We start from the raw sequence: 16,625 nt of genomic DNA on the forward strand, positions 1-16,625 counted from the left end.
AATAATTAATCGTCTTCATATTCACGCTCATCTTCATACCCGCCTTCATCCTCCTGCGATGGCGGGGGGAGTTTTACAGTCTGGCTTTGAGCCTGGCTTATGTTTTGGCTTTGAGCTGGCGAGCCAGAGGCTTGCGTCCGGCTTTGGGTCTTAACCGCGGCTTGGCTTAAAGCCGAAGCCAGAGATTGTTTAAAACCAGTACTGGTATAGGTCGCTCCGGAAACAGTGTTAACGTTAGAATTTTGCGCTTTTATCGCTTCCGATTTTAAAATCGGCATAGCCTGGGTGTTTATCAAGACCGAAGTCTGCCGGTCTTTGGGGTAGTCAAGAAAAGCGACATTAGTAATCTTCCCGCCCGCGATAGTCGCCCTTACCTGGACATTGCCGTAATAGACATTAAACGAAGCTCCGGTATAAGTCCCGTCTTTTAAAGAAGACGCCGGAGAAGAGGCGGTTGTTTGTTTTTTTACCGTTATTTTTGTAGAGGGCGGCACTGAAGAAGCTGGAGGGGCAGAAGGGGCGGCAGCCCGGGGCGAAGCGCTATTATTCGCGGAATCAGATTTCCCGGCCGCCTGAACCGAAGTCTGTCCCGATGCCTGGCTTAGGGCCGAAGAAAGCGAACTGATAAAAGCCTGGCTCGTATCGGTAGCGCCGGAAACTATATCGACCTGGGCGTTCTGGGCGTTAATGGCTTCGGATTTCAGGATTGGCATGGCTTGGTTATTTATCAGTATTGAAGTCTGCTGGTCTTGGGGGTGGTCAAGAAAAACCACATCCGTAATTTTTCCCCCGGAGATAACGGCTTTAACCTGGATATTGCCGTAATACGCGTCGGACGCGGCGCCAACATATTGCCCGTCTTTGTAGCCCGCCAAGCCGGACGGCTGGCCTGGCCCCGAAGAATTATTTTCTTCGGCCCGGACCAATCCTCCGCCGGTATTTTTTACCGCGGAGCGGTTAAAAGCCGAGTAAAAAACAAAGGCGGCGATTACAAAGCCTGATAAGATAAGTTTTTTCAGATGCACTTTCATAAGTAGTTTTCATAATAATTTTCCCTACTATATATACGCATTTTCCTGATTAATAAATATCCTGATATTATGATAAAATCTCCTTAACTTTCCATTAAGACAAAAAAACCGCCCCAGTTCGGGACGGATTTTTAAGATTGTTGTTACCATGAAAAAATAACCATGTTCAGCCGCAATTCCGGAAATTATCTATTTCCTACTGGCAATATTTTCTTCACTCGCTTTTTCTTTATTAGCTAAATTCCACTCTCTTAAATTTTCAACCGCTTTTTGGTTAAGCATGGCGGAATAAAGCTGTCTTTTATAGTCATCCGACTTTACCCGCTCTTCCACCTTTTCGTAGCCCTTGTATTGCTTAATCAATTCTTCCTGGCGCTTATCTACTTCAGCCATCGGAACGTCGATTTTTTCTTTCTTTATTATTTCCCTTAAAGCCAAGCCCATCTTTACCCGCCGCATAGCCTCTGGCGCGAGGTCCAGCATAAATTCGGCTTTGGATTTTTTTAGGCTCGCGAGATAGTCTTCGAATTTTCCGCCCTGCCCCTGGATTTGGTGTTCAATCTCATGCATTAAGGCGTGGGCTTCTTCATTAACTAACGTTTCGGGGATATCGCCGTACTTAGAGCCTTTGACGATTCTTTCCATGATATCGGCATCCAGCTTTACTTCCGTTTGCTGATTCTTTTCCTGCTTTAAGCTATCGGCGATATTTTTTTTAAGCTCCTCGGGATTTTTAGCGCCAAAAGTTTTTACTAAGTCATCATCCAGCTCCGGAATCTCCCGCTCGAATACGTCATTTATTTTCACCCGGAATTCAACCATTTTTCCGGCTATATTTTTCTGATGGAAGTTATCTGGGTAAGGCAGGCTGAATTCCCGGGTGTCGCCTTTTTTTCCGCCGATTAATTTTTTATCCAAGCCCGGAACAATGTTTGACTTGCCGATAATGACAAAAGCGTTTTTCCCCTGGCCGCCTTCAATCGGCACTTTATCTAAAAACATTTCAATGTCAGCGATAACCTTATCCCCTTCTTTTATTTCCCGCTCGACCGGCGTTTCCTTAACTTTCATCTCCCTTAGCTGGTCAACGACTTTATTGACGTCTTCATCGCTAACTTTCACCTCATCTTTTTTCAAACCAAAATTTTTATATTCTCCCAATTCCACGCTTGGTAGTAATACGACCGCCACCTTGTATTCCATGGGGTTATTGGGCGCTAGTTTGGTAATTCTGACGTCTGGCTGGCCGATCGGCTGTTCGTCCTTCAGGTGTTCGCGGAACACCTCGCCGATAGTTTTATTAATCGCTAGATTAGCCGCTTCTTCCAGGATAGTTATCTCCCCGACTTTCTTTTTCACCATGTCGGCCGGAGCGTGCCCGGGTCTAAATCCGTCAATTTTTATGTCTTTAGCGATTTTTTCCACCGCCTTCTCGACATACGGCGCGAATTCTTCCACCGATATTTCTACGGTCAATTCCACCTGTGATTTACCTAAATTTTGTTTTTGAACATTCATAATCAATATGTATAGAGGCGGGCATAGTCTTTTGAGAAGCCTATTTTTGGCAAATTGCTTGGTCCGCCCAGGCGGAATTTGCCAAAAATCGGAGTAAAATTTTTCGCAGGAAAAAATTTTACGTCTTTGAAAAAGACTATGCCCGCCTCTTTTAAAAAACGAAGTTTAAGCTAAGAGTAATCCGATGATGAGTAAGGCGACGATATTCAAAATCTTGATCATCGGGTTAATCGCCGGCCCGGCCGTATCTTTATAAGGGTCGCCGACCGTATCGCCGGTAACCGCCGCCTGGTGGGCAAAGCTCCCTTTGCCGCCGAAGTTTCCGGATTCAATGTATTTCTTGGCATTATCCCAGGCTCCGCCGCCCGAAGTCATAGATATAGCGACAAAGATTCCGGTGATGATTGAGCCGACTAAAAGCCCGCCTAAAGCTTCAATACCTAAGACAAAACCCACCAAGATTGGCGCAAGCACTGGAATCAGGGCCGGGATAATCATTTCCCGGATCGCCGCTTTAGTAACGATATCCACGGTCTGGCCATAATCCGGTTTTTCCGTGCCGGCCATAATGCCCGGCTTGGCTTTAAACTGGTCGCGGACATTTTGCACTACCGCGCCGGCCGCCCGGCCGACCGCTTGCATGGACAAAGCGCCAAAATAATATGGAAGCAGTCCGCCGATAAATAATCCGGCCAGGACTCCGGGGTTAGATATGTCAAAAGTAAATTTACCAACCGGCAAAGCGTGGGTAAAATCGGCAAAAAGCACTAAAGCGGCCAAAGCGGCTGATCCGATAGCATAGCCTTTGGTAACGGCTTTAGTTGTATTGCCGACCGCATCTAAAGGATCGGTAACGTTTCGGACATCCTCTCCCATCTCCGCCATTTCGGCAATCCCTCCGGCGTTATCGGTAATCGGGCCGTAAGAGTCAATAGTAACGATGATGCCGGCCATGGATAGCATGGCCATAGCGGCGATCGCCACGCCGTAAATTCCGGCTAAATTATAGGACGCTAAAATCGCGGCTACAATTACGATAACCGGCCAAGCAGTGGATTTCATGGAAACGGCCAAGCCAGTAATGATGTTGGTGCCGTGTCCGGTTTCCGAGGCCTGGGCAATGTCTTTTACCGGCTTATATTTAGTTGAAGTATAATACTCGGTAATTATTACCAAAGCGGCGGTTACGGCCAAGCCGATTAAGGAAGCTAGGTAAATATTCATAACGCTATAATCCGGATTGGCGCTCATGAAGTAATTGGTTACCGGATAAAAGGCAATGGCCGATAAAACTCCGGCCGCGATCAAACCCTTGTATAAAGCGTTCATGATGTTTTGGCTTTGTCCCAATCGGATAAAAAAGGTGCCGATGATTGAGGCAATAATGGAAACTGCGCCTAAAGCCAAAGGATAAATAATAGCGTTATCAAAACCGGCGAAAAGAAGAGAGCCGAGCATGATAGCGGCGATGGTCGTTACCACGTAAGTTTCAAAAAGGTCAGCGGCCATGCCGGCGCAGTCGCCGACGTTATCGCCGACATTATCAGCGATTACGGCCGGGTTTCTCGGATCGTCTTCCGGAATTCCGGCTTCCACCTTACCGACTAAGTCGGCTCCGACGTCAGCGGCTTTGGTAAAAATTCCGCCGCCTAAACGGGCAAAAATAGAAATTAAAGATCCGCCAAAACCTAAACCGATTAAGGCGTGGACATCTTTGGTAACAAAATAAAATCCGGCTGTGCCGAGTAAAGCAAGTCCAACGACTAACATGCCGGTAACGCTTCCGCCCTGCACCGCGACTGCCAAAGCTTTTTTAAGCCCTGACCGGGCGGCTTCGGCGGTTTTTAAATTAGCCCGGACCGAAACATTCATACCGATATAACCGGTAGCGCCGGATAAAACCGCGCCGATTAAAAAAGCAACGGCGGTTGTCCAGCCTAAGCCCGGAACAAAACCGATAATGAGAAAAAGGACAACGGCGACAATCGCCACGGTCCGATACTGCCGGTTCAAGTAAGCTTTAGCGCCTTCTTGGATGGCTTTGGCAATGGCTTGCATTTTGTCATTGCCGGAGGGAAGCTTTAAAATGATCCTGATTAAAACCACACCATAAATAATGGCCAGGATCGCGCTTCCGAAAATAGCGAAGAAAATCGTGTTCATAATTCGGCTTGTTCGAGTCCGCTCTGGGCGGACGAGCGAATTAGATTAAATTTATTTAAATTATAATTTACTCTTCTGTCTCGGCTTCAGCTTCCTTGGCTTCAGCCGCTTTTTTCTTTTTAGCCGGTTTCTTTTTGGTTTTTTTCTCTTTTTTTTCATCAACGGATACTTCGGCTTCGGGTTTTTCTTCAGGCATCTCTGCCTCTTCAGCCTTGCTATTAGCTTCACCATCCGCGCCTCCGGCAGGTTTAGCGCTTTCCGCTTTTTCCCCGTCCAGTTCTTCTTCACCTTCCCCGTCCGCCGGAGAGGCGGATTCCTCCTTGGCTTTCTTGCTTTCCTCGATATCAATTTTCCAGCCGGTTAGATGGGCGGCTAAACGGACGTTTTGCCCGCTTTTACCGATCGCTAAAGAAAACTGGTCGGCGTTAACGCTAACCGTTGCCCGTTTTTCTTCAGTATTTAGCGCAATGCTTACGATTTTGGCCGGCGACAAGGCGTTAGCAATGAATTTTTCCGGAGCAGAATCGAATTCGATAATATCGACTTTTTCCCCGCCCAGCTCGGAAATGATAGTCTGGATCCGGGAGCCGCGCTGGCCGACACAGGAGCCGATCGGATCAACATTTTCAGCGTCAGTCGCGACCGCTACCTTTGAGCGGGAACCGGCTTCGCGGGCCACGGCTTTTATTTCAATTAGGCCGTTCGCGATTTCGGGAATTTCCAGATAAAAAACTTTGCGCAATATTTCTTCTGAAGTGCGAGATAGGATTATCTCCGCTCCGCGGGGTCCGAGCTTCACTTCCCGGACGTAAATTTTTATCCTTTGCCCCGGCCGGTAATTCTCTCCGTAAATCTGCTCTTCGGCGGGCAGTATGCCGATAGCTTTTCCCAAATCAATTAAAACCACCCGGCCTTCGCGGCGCTGGATTACGCCCGAGACTACTTCCTTTTCCTTATCTTTAAATTCGCCGTAAACCATGTCGCGCTCGGCTTCCCGGAGCTTCTGGATAATAACCTGCTTAGCGGTCTGGGCGGCCATGCGCCCGAATTCGCCCGGCACTTCCAGCGGCATCCTAATTTCTTCACCGAGTTGGGCGTCTTTTTTCAGCATTAAAGCGTCTTTTAGCTGAATTTCGGTTTTAGGATTAAACTTCCTTGCTTCTTCCCCGGTTTCGGCTCCCGGAACTTCGGCACCCCCGGCCGGTTTAACTTCAAGCTCGACTGGCTTTTCCTCTTCTCTGGATTTTCTTTTCGGCTTGCCTTCTCTCGCCTCTTCAGCTCTTTCCGCCATTTTCGCCCGCGCCTCTTCCTCGGCTTTCAATTCCTCTTCGGTCAAATCAAGAACAACGGTTTTAACGTCATAAGCTTTGATGTGGGCCGTTTCCGGGTCAAATTCAACCTTGATGTTTTGCATCCGATTGCCAAAGTCTTTGCGGTAGGCCGCCGCCAAAGCCGCCTCAATCGTAACCAAAACGGCGTCATAGCTTAATCCTTTTTCTGAACAAATTTGTTTTATCGCGTTTGAAATTTCCGACATATATTGTTTATCTCCGCATAATCATGCACGCCCGTCCGGGAGTTCAAGAAAAATAGGAGCAACTGTTAACTCTTCCTTATTTTTAATAAAAAAGGCTAGTTTAAAAGTCTTAAACTAGCTTATTCACATAATAACAAATTGCCATAAAGGTGTCAATCCGCTTTCTTAATAATATCTCTCGCCCCGGTTGCATTCCCGGATTTTTATGGTATATTAAAACCATAAAACTTATACCTTATTATTACTTAAATTTATGAGCATTCAAGATTCAAAATTATACCGTTCCCGGACTGACCGGATAATTTTCGGCGTAGCGGGCGGAGTGGCGGATTATTTTCATTTTGACGCCACGATCATTAGAATTATTTTTATCTTACTGGCCTTTAACGGCTTTGGCATAATAATTTATTTGATTCTGGCTTTGGTAATTCCCTTGGAGCCAGCGCCCGGCCAGCCTGGATATCAGTCAGCCGGCCAGCCGTCCGGCCAAAGCCAATCCGCTTCATCAGATTCATCAGGCCCGGCAACCGGTGAACCGTTTTTCCGGGAAGAAAAAGTGCGGGAGTTTGCCCATGACGTCGGCGCCAAGGCCAAGGAAATGGCGGAAGAGTTTAGAGCTTCCCGGCATTGGGAAAGCGTAAACGCGGAAGAGCCGAGGCAGGGAATGAGAAACATCTTCGGCCTGATAATCGTTTTCTTTGGGATATTACTCCTCCTGAAGGAAATTTTTCCTTTCATCTTCGGCTGGTTCGGCTGGGGAATGCTCTGGCCGCTTCTATTTATTTTTCTCGGCCTAGTCTTATTAATTAAGCATAAACAATAATATGGATTTCCAAGAAGGCGAATTTAAAGAAAAAGAGAATCCTGAATCAACTGATCAAAAAAAGGAAAAAGAGGCGGAGCAAAATAAAGGCTGGAGCCACCCCCATCCCCATCACTCCCATCACCACCATCGCCATGGCGGTTGTTGCAACGGCCACCGCGGCGGGTTTAACCCGGGTAAACTCTTTTTCGGATTATTCTTAATCGGCCTGGGCCTCTTATATCTTGCTAAAAATTTAGGCTTTCTCCCGGCCAGCTTTAATATTGAATGGGAAAAGCTCTGGCCGCTCCTAATAATCTTCCTCGGCCTTTCCTTTTTTACCGGCCGTAACTGGGCGTCAATCATTATCGTCATCCTCTTTACCATAATCATTATCGGCCTGGTCGCCGCCCTGATTGCCGGCGGAGTATTCCACGCCGTCCCGATGCCGATGTGGGGCCGGGGCTATAGCTACTAAAGGTAAAAAAATTTTCAACAAAACACCTCCGTTTAGTCGGAGATGTTTTTCGCTTGACTACAAACAATTAATTAATTTGTCTTCTCAAATAACTTCCAGTTCATTTCAAAGACACTCTTTAGAGTATTGTAAATTTTCGGGCTCTCAACAATTAATCCGATCTGCTCTTCGAAAGACATAAAGCCGATTTTACTTTTGGCGTATAAATTTATTTCCACGTCAAAAGGAAAATCTTGGGGCGGGATCATAAGGGTTTTACGGAACTGTTTTTGATCATCATCTTTCAATCCTCTTAAGGCCGGCAGGTCAGGAAAAAGCGCTCTCTGCCAGATTTTCTTTTCCACCCTTTTGGCAATGTAACTTTTTAGCCATTCAAAATCGAATTTCGTCGCCACTTCAGGCGAAGCCCAAGCCATAGTTTCCGATTTTGGATAATTTAGAGTATCGCGGTACACTTCTTTAATTCCTTCCATCCCTTCAAAATATCTGATTTTCGGTTTCCGATCAATAAAGTTGCAGACCGAAAGGAGCTCCGGAAGCATTCTTAAAAATTTTTCTTTTTTTTCTTCAATTTGCCCCTCAATTTTCCGCGGGTCCTCGGCGTAATAATACTTCTTACTTTTTCTTGAAGTAATGCCTACCAAAGCTTTTTCTTTTAAAGTTGCAATAACGTCATAAAGAGTAGTTCTTTTTATCTTTGATTTTTCGGAAAGGCGCTGGATAGATGATTCCCCTAGCTCTAGAAGGCTTAAATATACCTGGGCTTCTTTTTTGTTTAAGCCGATGTCTTCTAAGTTTAGCATAAATTTTATATTAATTATAAATTATGTCGTCAAAAAGGTCGTCATTAATAATGTATAATATTAGCTCATTAATTGTCAATAATTAATATAATATGTCCCCATTAAGGACAGATTAAATTATTATGCCTATAATTTGTCTATGCTAACTAGAGAGGTGGGTTTTATGAAAAGAGAATTAACCAAAGAAAAATATTTTGGCTTGGGCCGGGTGCCAATCGGTATTGGCGCAGTCTTAAAAGGCTGGAATATTACTGAAGAGCATTTTAAGGACGCTTCTTCCCTTCCGGTGGTTGATTTTAGAGCCATGACTCCGGCCTGCCTGCACGACTGCTTCCATTGTTTTACCGACAAGTTAAAAAAGACCTTAACCCTAAAGGAGATAAAAAATATAATTGACCAGCTCGCGGAAATGAAAACTATCGCCATTGACTACTTAGGCGAGGGCGAACCGACTTTAGATCAGGATTTTTTCGAGATAATTGAATATACGGCGAAAAAAGGCATCCAGCCGATAATTTTTACCGATGCGGCTACCAAGCTTAGGGACAGGGATTTTGTAAAGAGAATAAGCGCGACCAGCGCTTCGGTCTGCCCTAAATGCGACAGCCTCTGGAATAAGGATTTTCAAAACTGGGTAGTCGGCGACAAAACCGGAAAGTATTTTGATCAAAGAAACGAAGCGATACAAATGCTAATTGAAGAAGGATTTAATAAACCGGCAGCTGATGGCACCACGCGGCTCGGCTTCGACATGGTGGTCTGCCGGAAAAATATGCGCGAGGTGGAAAAAACTTTAAGATATTGCCGGGAAAATAATTTATGGGTAATCTTTTCTTTTTATCTCCCTTCTGGCCGGAGCGGCCGCAATAATTTTGATAAATCTCTATTGCTTGCCAAAGAGGAAAAAAGGCAAATCCAGAAAATTGTAAAAAGAGTTGACGAAGAATACGGCTTCCATCATGAAATACATAACAACTTCCTTACTTCCCGCTGTGTCGAATTTATGTGCATTTATGGCGACGGCCGGGTCTCGCCCTGCGTCGGCAACGAAAACATCGTCGGCAATATAAAAACCCACTCCATCAAAGAGCTGCGAAAAATAATAATCGAAAAATTTCCCTGCCACGACCCCAAAACTTTTAACGGGAATTGCTGCTATCGAGAAACTATTCAAGCTCTAGTTTAGTAATAAATAAAGAAAAAACGCCCGTGATAAATCTATGGGCGTTTTGCATCAAGACAGGTGAGCGTCGCCTGTCAGACTTTAAAGATCTAATCTAAGAATCTAGGTCGGCCAGGGACCTCCGCTTTCCCATGCCCGAACCAGTTCCGGGCCATTGGCGATAATAAGAAGCCTGCGTCTCTCCCTGTTCAAGGTTTTCGCCTTGATATGAGGAGAATTGTAGTTACTTCTTTCGTAACAATAGTCAGCTTGGCACCCAACTATTGCTTTTTCCAGCTGCTGGCCCAACGCCGTACCGGGAAGCGGAGTGACAAAGAAGAGGACGGCGCACTTCATGCCGCACTCGCGAAGGCGGGCGGCATAGCGCACTGTTTTTTCCACATCTTCCATGGTCTCGGACGGGAAGCCGATCATGAATCCGCCATAAACTTCAATGCCAGCGGAATTAAGCGCCATCACAACCTGCTCTGCGATCTTCGGATCGCAATAAAGATTGCCCTTGTTAACCGACCGGAGAGTTTCCCGGCTGGCGCTTTCAACCGCCAGATAGATCCGGTAACAGCCGCAAGCGGCCATTTTTTGAATCAACTCCTGGTTAACGACCAGGCTCTGGTTTGTTTGGACGGTAAGCTGGCGGATGCCAATTCCGCCGATGGCTGTCCAGTCCAACCGCGCTTCATGGAGCAACTCGGCTATCTGGACGGCTCGCTTAGGATTGGCCATGAAGTTGTCGTCTTCAATGACGACTTCTTTATAGCCTTCCTCCATGAGCTTGTCGAAAAGGCGCCGCACGTACTCCAGAGAATATGCGCGATGATTGTGGCCGTGCACGGTTTCCACCGCGCAAAAATCACAATTATATGGACAGCCCCGAGTTGTGAAAACCTCCGCAACTTTCGTATTTCGCGCCTTTCCACCATGGAACCGCTCGCCTCCGTACTGGATATTGCGAACCAGATGATAAGCTGGCAACGGCAGACTATCCAGGTTTATCACCGGCTGGCCCTGAACAACCCTTTCCTTGGGCGGATCGCCGCCAAGAAGCGACTTGACCAGACTAGTGAAAGCAATCTCGCCTTCACCCTTAACCAAATAATCGAAAGCGCCGGTAGCCAGAGACTGCTCGGGCTTGGTTGAGGCGTGGTAGCCGCCGGTAACTACCGTTATTTCGGGGAAGGCTTTCTTGATTGCCCTGCCCAGCTCAACATCCACATCGGACTGGGACGTAGTAAGGGAGGACAAGCCGATAATAGCCGGTTTAACCGCTGCGATCCGGTTCAGAATCTCTTCGATTTCCAGCCCGTAACGAAGAATAGGCTCTCCGTCGATCGGGGAAACTTCGCCGGTAAGATGCTCATTCTCGAATCCTTCGGCTGCCGCGTCCAAAAACGCAACGCTTATACCGGCTTCTTCAAGACAGGCGGCTAATTGAAGAATGCCGCTGGGCATCCCGATCCGCTTTAATTGAAACCTAAAGCGGGTCTTGTGGGGATGGATAAACATAACTTGGAAATTTTTTTCTTTTTCTGTCATTATCGGCCTCATCTCAACTCCTCCAGGTAATCAGGCAGTGCCAATGGAATTTGTTCATCCCCGTCAGTATAAAAAACTGAACAGGGGCAATACTCAAATAATCTAAATACCTCCCTCACCCGCTCAGAATCCAAGATGCGCTCGAGCGGCTCCTCTTTCAGATTTCCGTACTTCCGGCTATGACTTGGGCAGTCCACTACATCGCCGTTCGGGTAAACAGTGAACGAATAAAGCGGACGGCGACATTGCGGCTGATCAATCATTCGCGTACCGTGTTCCGGCGACCAGACAATTCCCAGTTCGGCGTCTTTGGCCGCCATTTTTTGGAAAAATTCACGGGCCCGGCCAAAATCATGGCAGACTGATTGCTCTTCATTTGAAGTCGAGATCTGAATAAATTCCTCAATCCAGGGAACAATGCCAAGCGCCCGGCAGAATGGTAAGAGGTCATTTAACGCCCGATTCTCGTTGTTAATGGTAACCGGCATTTCAACCGCCAGCCTCCCGTCACCCTGCATTCCCAGACGTAAGCATTCTTCAATCGTTTTCAAAGCCAACCGGAAATGCGGCCGCCCGACGAGCTGGTTATGCTTCGCTTCGATCGTATCGCGGATCGATATGATCAAAGCGATATTCCGGTCGTTCACCCAAGCTATTTCCGCGTTTGAGAGTAAGGTTCCGTTGGTAAATATCACCATTCCCAGCCCATGTCCGATAATCCGGTCAATATAATCAAAGGCGCTCTTCCAGGTAAAAAGTTCGCCTCCACCGGCGTAGATCACGGCCTGAACGCCAACCTGTTTGGCTGTACCGAGTATTGCCTCAAGCTCCTCGTTTCTAAAAAATGGGCCATCCAGATTGGCCAACAATTTGGATTTATCCTGACCGGTAAAACAGCCGCGGCAGACTTGGTTACAGGAGGTAGGTAGCATAATGTAGACAAACTGGAAACGCGGATCTCCCTCGCCGTTCTTCACCCATTTGAGATTATGGGCCATGATTTCTTCGGTTTCCTTGTTAACCGAATAATACTTTAAATGGCGCGCTGGGTTGATAATTGCTTTCGACTGAACGTTTGGGCCTCGAATAACTATTCCATCATCTTTCTTAAATTTAATCAGTTCCTTGAGTTGCATTTTTAATATCCTTTCATCCATTGTCAGCATATTTTAAAGACCGCATCCATCCCTATAATGGACATGGTAAAACATAGTAAGAAGGTAAAAGACTGTCAAACTGTTGACAACATTTGACAAATGACCTAGGCTAAAGCAAATGAATAACTACCTAAATGACAACGAAAAAAGAGTCTTATCCGGCTTGTATAAGCTGGAAGACTGTTCAATCCAAAAAATCGCCAAAGAAACCTTAATTAACCGGACCACCCTCTACCCCATCCTGGAAAAGCTCGCTGACAAGGGTTTGGTTTCAAAAATCAAAGTCGAGGGAAAAATTCGGTTCCAGCCGATTTCAAAAGAAGAATTCGCGCTTTGGGCTGAAAGGAAAGAAAAAGAGCTGAAAAAAAACAACCGCGAGCTTTTGCATTGGGTAGGCGAACAAGCAAAAAATAAAAAAGCGTCCCTTTTTTCAGAGATGAAATGTTTTGAAGGAATCGAAGGAATCAGAAGCCTTTACGCCGATACCTGGCGCGACAACCCGAAAAAATTAATTTACGGAATTACCGATTACCATAGCGCCTACGAAAACTTGGGTGAATTTTTCCGCCAAGAGTATTTGCCGGCAAGAATCGGGCACGGCGTTTGGATAAAAAACTTAATTCCCGAAAGCGCGGAAGGAAGAAAGGAATTAAAAGACGCGAAAAAGATGCTTAGAGAGATGAAATTCATCAAATTGTTTAAAGACTTAAATATTGACGTAAATATCTACGGCTCAAAAGTTTCCATTGTCGCCTATGACAAAAAAAATCCGTCCGGCGTTATCATCAAAAACGAAAAAATCGCCGAAGCGATGAAGGAGATTTTCAGTTATCTTTGGAAAAACGCTAAATAATTATTTTTTCGCATTCCATTACTAAAAACCCCCGGATCCAACCCGGGGCGTTTTTTATTTCCCAAAGAACACTTTTTGCTATTTTTTTATCCTAATCGTTCGCTTACTTTTTCCCAGTTAATTATATCCCAGATTGAGGCGAAAAACTTTGCCCGATCGTTTTTGTAATCTATGTAATAAGCGTGCTCGAAAGCGTCAACCACCATCAATATATTAAAATTCGGGTAAAGGTTAACGCTGTGTTTTTCTATTTGCATAAGCAGAAGGCGATCGGTCAGCCGGCAATAAGCCAAAGCCGCCCAGCCCGACCCTTCGACTGAAATTCCGGTTTTATTGAATTCATCTTTAAAGCGGTTAAAATCGCCAAAATCCTCTTTTATTTTATCCGCCAGTTTTCCCGAAGGCTCGCCGCCGCCTCCTTGTCCGGCAGGAGCCAAATTTTCCCAAAATAAAGAGTGTAAAACATGCCCGCCAATATTAAAAGACAAGGCCTTCAGTTCCGCTTTTATGTCAATTTCTATTTCACCCTTATGGACTTTGTCCAACTTTTCTAAAATCGCGTTCGCGCCAATAACGTAAGCGGCGTGGTGTTTATCGTGATGGATTTTTAACTGCTCTTCGCTCATTACCGGTGCCAGCGCGCCATACTCGTAAGACAAGGACGGGAGAGAATATAATTTTTGAGGCATACTTTTTTGTTAAAAATAAGATACCTTATTATTATAGCAGTATAATTAAATTTTAATGAAGAGCCGCGGCTCGTTAAATTAAGGCGGCCAGACGCTCTTTTCTTTTAAACGCGATATTTCTTCCGGTAAAAAGCTGCCCCGTCTGCAAAGCGATTTTCCGACAGGCTTAAAATATTACCTGCGTATTAGGGAGTTTTTCCTCAATTGACTTTATAGAGTCCAGATTGTATTTATTTTCCGATAAATTCAGAATTTGAAGGTTGTCTTTTATATTTTCAATCTCATTCGGCATAGTATCGATTTCATTGCCGCTAAAATTAATAAATCTTAAATTTTTCAGCTGGCCTATTTCGGCCGGGATGCCGGTAAGATTATTATTGTGCGCGTCTAAAATCCGCAATTTTGCCATTTTTCTGATTTCAGCCGGCAAAGCGCCTTCCAAATTATTATTATCAAGATAAAGCTCTTCCAAGCTTTGGAGCTCGCCGATTTCAGACGGAAGCGTTTTTAATTTATTGCCGGAAAGTACCAGCTTTTTAATATTTTTATCAGCCAACGCTTCTCTGGGAAATTCAGTTAGCCCCCGACCGCCGAAATTACCGGCCGGATCGCCGGCGGTTTGATCCGCGGCTCCGCCTGAAGCCGGTTTACCGGGCGCTGGGTTATCGGAAACGGCTGGCGTATTGTCGTTTGGCAAAGAAGTATCTGCATTTCCAGCCGATCTAGTGTCGGTCTTTAGGCTGCTTCGCCGCACCAGGTACCCGCCCAAAACCATCACTGCTAGCGCTAAAAGTATTATTAAAATATTTTTCATATTTTTTAGCGGTGAATTATTAAATACTCCTTCAAAGCTTTTTTGTTGGATTTGAACGCGATCTTGTCCATCGGAAGGTCTTCCAGATCGAAAAATTTTCCTTCCAGAATCTCTTCTAAATCAAATTTTTTTGCGTCATCGAATTCTGCCTTGGCAAAAAAGAATAAATCCAGGGGCGCGTATTCGATATCGTGGTATAAATAATCGTTCGTGTAAGATCCAAGGTAATAGAGTTCGCCGATTTGGATTCCGATCTCTTCCTTTACTTCGCGCCGGGCCGCCTCTTCGGCGGTTTCATAAAAATTAATAAACCCGCCGGGTGAATCCCAGAAGCCTGCCCGCGGATCTTTGGCCCGCTTAATGAGATAGATTTGATTCTTACTGTTTACTAAAATTACCCCGACCGCCGGACTCGGATTGCGATAATATTTGAAACCGCATTCGGAGCACCAATGCTGGTTTTTTTCTGTTTTTAGCTTGTTTTTGCATTTAGGGCAATAGATAAACATAGCTCTTAAATTGCGTACGCTAATAAAGGCGGAGCAGGGCCGGAAATATTTCACTAAAAACTAGACTTTTCCCAAATCCAAAACCTCGTCAAATTTTATTTCTTTAACAAAATCCGGCATGTGGCTTACCATAATGAGCGCCCCTTCGTATTCGTTAATCGCCTTGGCGATTACCGGAAGATGGCGGAAATTTATATGGTTGGTCGGCTCGTCTAAGATTAAGAGTCCGGGCCGCATAAGCGTAAGGCGCGCGAAAGACAAGAGCCCTTTTTGCCCTTCCGAAAGTTCGGAAACCTTGTGGCCCATCAGGCTGCCAGTAATTAAAAACCCGGCCGCGACCGAGCGCATGGTTTGAGTGTCAGTACCATCCGCCAAAACGCTTTGGAGCGATTCAAAAACCGTCTGGTTAAAATCGAGGTTAGAAAAATCCTGGCTATAATAGCCGACTCTTACCTGCTCCAAAATTTTCGCTTCTTTATTTTTGCCCGAAACAAGCGAGCGTAAAAACGTGCTTTTGCCCACTCCGTTCGGTCCGGTTACTAAGAGGTGCATTTTTTTGCGGAGAGTTTTATCGACTTTTTTTATCTGCGGCTCGTGGTTATAGATAATCTTCACGGCGCTAATCTTAACGATTTCGCCAACAATTTCTTGGGTCGGAATATCGAACGGCCGGATAGTTCTATCTTCCTGCCGGACGTCAACCATATCTTCTTCCAGCTCGGCAGTTTCATCTTTTAATTTTTTGGCCAGCTTGCGCATCTTGCCGCCTTTATTGGCGAAAAAATTTACCTTTTCCTTGCGGTCGATAATCTGTTTTTTTAACTGGGCGTTTTTTCTCTGCTCGCGCTCGACCCTTTTACTGATTTCTTCCACTACCGAATAATAATCGCCGACGTAAGTTTCGATTTTTTTGGTAAAAACATCAAGATAAATAACGCCTTCAGTAAAGCAATTTAGGAAATCGGCGTCATGAGAAATTACGATCACGGTTTTATCGTACATGATTAAGAAGGTAATTAGATGGTCAATTCCCTCTTGGTCCAGGTTATTGGTCGGTTCGTCAAGCAGTAGGATATCCGGATTTTGGATTAAAGCGAAAGCCAGTAAGAGCCTGGCTTGCTGGCCGCCGGAAAGGTCGCCGACGCGCCGGTCAGTTGGCACATCCAGGTTTACCGCCTCTAATACTTTAGAAATTCGGCTAGCTAAGTTGCCGGGCACGATCTCAAAAGCTTTGGCAAAATATTGTTCCACGGTTAAGTCCAAATCTTCCCGGGCCATTACCTGGCGGGCAGTCGCGATAGTCGCGTTATTCGCAACCGAAACCCGGCCGGACTTGGGTTTTAATTCACCCATGATTAAAGCGAACATCGAGCTCTTGCCTGCGCCATTTTGGCCCATTAAAGTAATCTTCGCGCTTTTTCGCACGCTAAAACTGGCCGCGTCCAAAATCGGCTTTTTTTCCTCGTATTCAAATGCGACTTCGTCGAACCGTAAAATTACTTCTTCAGCCATACTATTAACCTTAAAAATCGCCCCACCAATGAAGCGATTTTAA

15 protein-coding genes are annotated in these 16,625 nt (G+C 45.6%); 4 read left to right on the top strand and 11 right to left on the bottom strand.

The genetic code is table 11. The features are described from left to right. Nucleotides 1-5: 5 nt before the first annotated feature. The 4 genes from WC715_02015 to nusA all read right to left on the bottom strand — a co-directional run bounded on the left by WC715_02015 (nucleotide 6) and on the right by nusA (nucleotide 6,249). Nucleotides 6-1,031 carry an FMN-binding protein gene (locus tag WC715_02015; protein MFA6171218.1) on the bottom strand — a complete coding sequence of 342 codons (1,026 nt, stop codon included), beginning with the start codon at nucleotides 1,029-1,031 and terminating at the stop codon, nucleotides 6-8. Between the two features lie 189 nt (nucleotides 1,032-1,220). Then, nucleotides 1,221-2,549 (bottom strand): trigger factor, encoded by a 1,329-nt coding sequence (gene tig / locus WC715_02020; GenBank protein MFA6171219.1) that lies wholly within the window; start codon nucleotides 2,547-2,549, stop codon nucleotides 1,221-1,223. Nucleotides 2,550-2,714: 165 nt separating this feature from the next. Further along, nucleotides 2,715-4,712 (bottom strand): sodium-translocating pyrophosphatase, encoded by a 1,998-nt coding sequence (locus WC715_02025; GenBank protein MFA6171220.1) that lies wholly within the window; start codon nucleotides 4,710-4,712, stop codon nucleotides 2,715-2,717. A 67-nt stretch (nucleotides 4,713-4,779) separates the two neighbouring features. Then, nucleotides 4,780-6,249 (bottom strand): transcription termination factor NusA, encoded by a 1,470-nt coding sequence (gene nusA / locus WC715_02030; GenBank protein ID MFA6171221.1) that lies wholly within the window; start codon nucleotides 6,247-6,249, stop codon nucleotides 4,780-4,782. A 253-nt stretch (nucleotides 6,250-6,502) separates the two neighbouring features. Between nusA and WC715_02035 the strand changes: the two genes are divergently transcribed. Both WC715_02035 and WC715_02040 read left to right on the top strand, forming a co-directional pair. Then, nucleotides 6,503-7,072, top strand: coding sequence for a PspC domain-containing protein (locus WC715_02035; protein ID MFA6171222.1), 570 nt, complete (start codon nucleotides 6,503-6,505; stop codon nucleotides 7,070-7,072). A 1-nt stretch (nucleotide 7,073) separates the two neighbouring features. Further along, nucleotides 7,074-7,529: a DUF5668 domain-containing protein gene (locus tag WC715_02040; protein ID MFA6171223.1), complete on the top strand. Its 456-nt coding sequence runs from the start codon at nucleotides 7,074-7,076 to the stop codon at nucleotides 7,527-7,529. A 71-nt stretch (nucleotides 7,530-7,600) separates the two neighbouring features. Here WC715_02040 and WC715_02045 read toward each other — a convergent pair whose 3' ends face one another. Then, nucleotides 7,601-8,332 (bottom strand): helix-turn-helix domain-containing protein, encoded by a 732-nt coding sequence (locus WC715_02045; protein ID MFA6171224.1) that lies wholly within the window; start codon nucleotides 8,330-8,332, stop codon nucleotides 7,601-7,603. 163 nt (nucleotides 8,333-8,495) lie between these two features. Here WC715_02045 and WC715_02050 point away from each other — a divergent pair, with 163 nt between their 5' ends. Next, nucleotides 8,496-9,518: a radical SAM protein gene (locus WC715_02050; protein MFA6171225.1), complete on the top strand. Its 1,023-nt coding sequence runs from the start codon at nucleotides 8,496-8,498 to the stop codon at nucleotides 9,516-9,518. A 99-nt stretch (nucleotides 9,519-9,617) separates the two neighbouring features. Here WC715_02050 and WC715_02055 read toward each other — a convergent pair whose 3' ends face one another. Beyond that, on the bottom strand, nucleotides 9,618-11,018 hold the full coding sequence (locus WC715_02055) for a radical SAM protein (protein ID MFA6171226.1): 1,401 nt from the start codon (nucleotides 11,016-11,018) through the stop codon (nucleotides 9,618-9,620). 38 nt (nucleotides 11,019-11,056) lie between these two features. Beyond that, the gene (locus WC715_02060) at nucleotides 11,057-12,214 is read right to left on the bottom strand and encodes an SPASM domain-containing protein (GenBank protein ID MFA6171227.1); all 1,158 of its coding nucleotides are present in this window, start codon (nucleotides 12,212-12,214) and stop codon (nucleotides 11,057-11,059) included. 109 nt (nucleotides 12,215-12,323) lie between these two features. Here WC715_02060 and WC715_02065 point away from each other — a divergent pair, with 109 nt between their 5' ends. Beyond that, nucleotides 12,324-13,058 (top strand): helix-turn-helix domain-containing protein, encoded by a 735-nt coding sequence (locus tag WC715_02065; protein ID MFA6171228.1) that lies wholly within the window; start codon nucleotides 12,324-12,326, stop codon nucleotides 13,056-13,058. Between the two features lie 86 nt (nucleotides 13,059-13,144). Here WC715_02065 and WC715_02070 read toward each other — a convergent pair whose 3' ends face one another. From WC715_02070 to WC715_02085, 4 genes are all read right to left on the bottom strand, one after another. After that, a complete protein-coding gene (locus WC715_02070) occupies nucleotides 13,145-13,747 on the bottom strand; it encodes a superoxide dismutase (protein MFA6171229.1) in 603 nt (200 codons plus the stop codon). Nucleotides 13,748-13,913: 166 nt separating this feature from the next. After that, the gene (locus WC715_02075; protein MFA6171230.1) at nucleotides 13,914-14,561 is read right to left on the bottom strand and encodes a leucine-rich repeat domain-containing protein; all 648 of its coding nucleotides are present in this window, start codon (nucleotides 14,559-14,561) and stop codon (nucleotides 13,914-13,916) included. 5 nt (nucleotides 14,562-14,566) lie between these two features. Continuing rightward, nucleotides 14,567-15,070 carry an NUDIX domain-containing protein gene (locus WC715_02080; GenBank protein MFA6171231.1) on the bottom strand — a complete coding sequence of 168 codons (504 nt, stop codon included), beginning with the start codon at nucleotides 15,068-15,070 and terminating at the stop codon, nucleotides 14,567-14,569. A 60-nt stretch (nucleotides 15,071-15,130) separates the two neighbouring features. Continuing rightward, nucleotides 15,131-16,582 (bottom strand): ATP-binding cassette domain-containing protein, encoded by a 1,452-nt coding sequence (locus WC715_02085; GenBank protein ID MFA6171232.1) that lies wholly within the window; start codon nucleotides 16,580-16,582, stop codon nucleotides 15,131-15,133. Nucleotides 16,583-16,625 lie beyond the last annotated feature (43 nt).

Source organism: Patescibacteria group bacterium, assembly GCA_041661505.1.
GTDB lineage: Bacteria > Patescibacteriota > Patescibacteriia > Patescibacteriales > JBAZCA01 > JBAZCA01.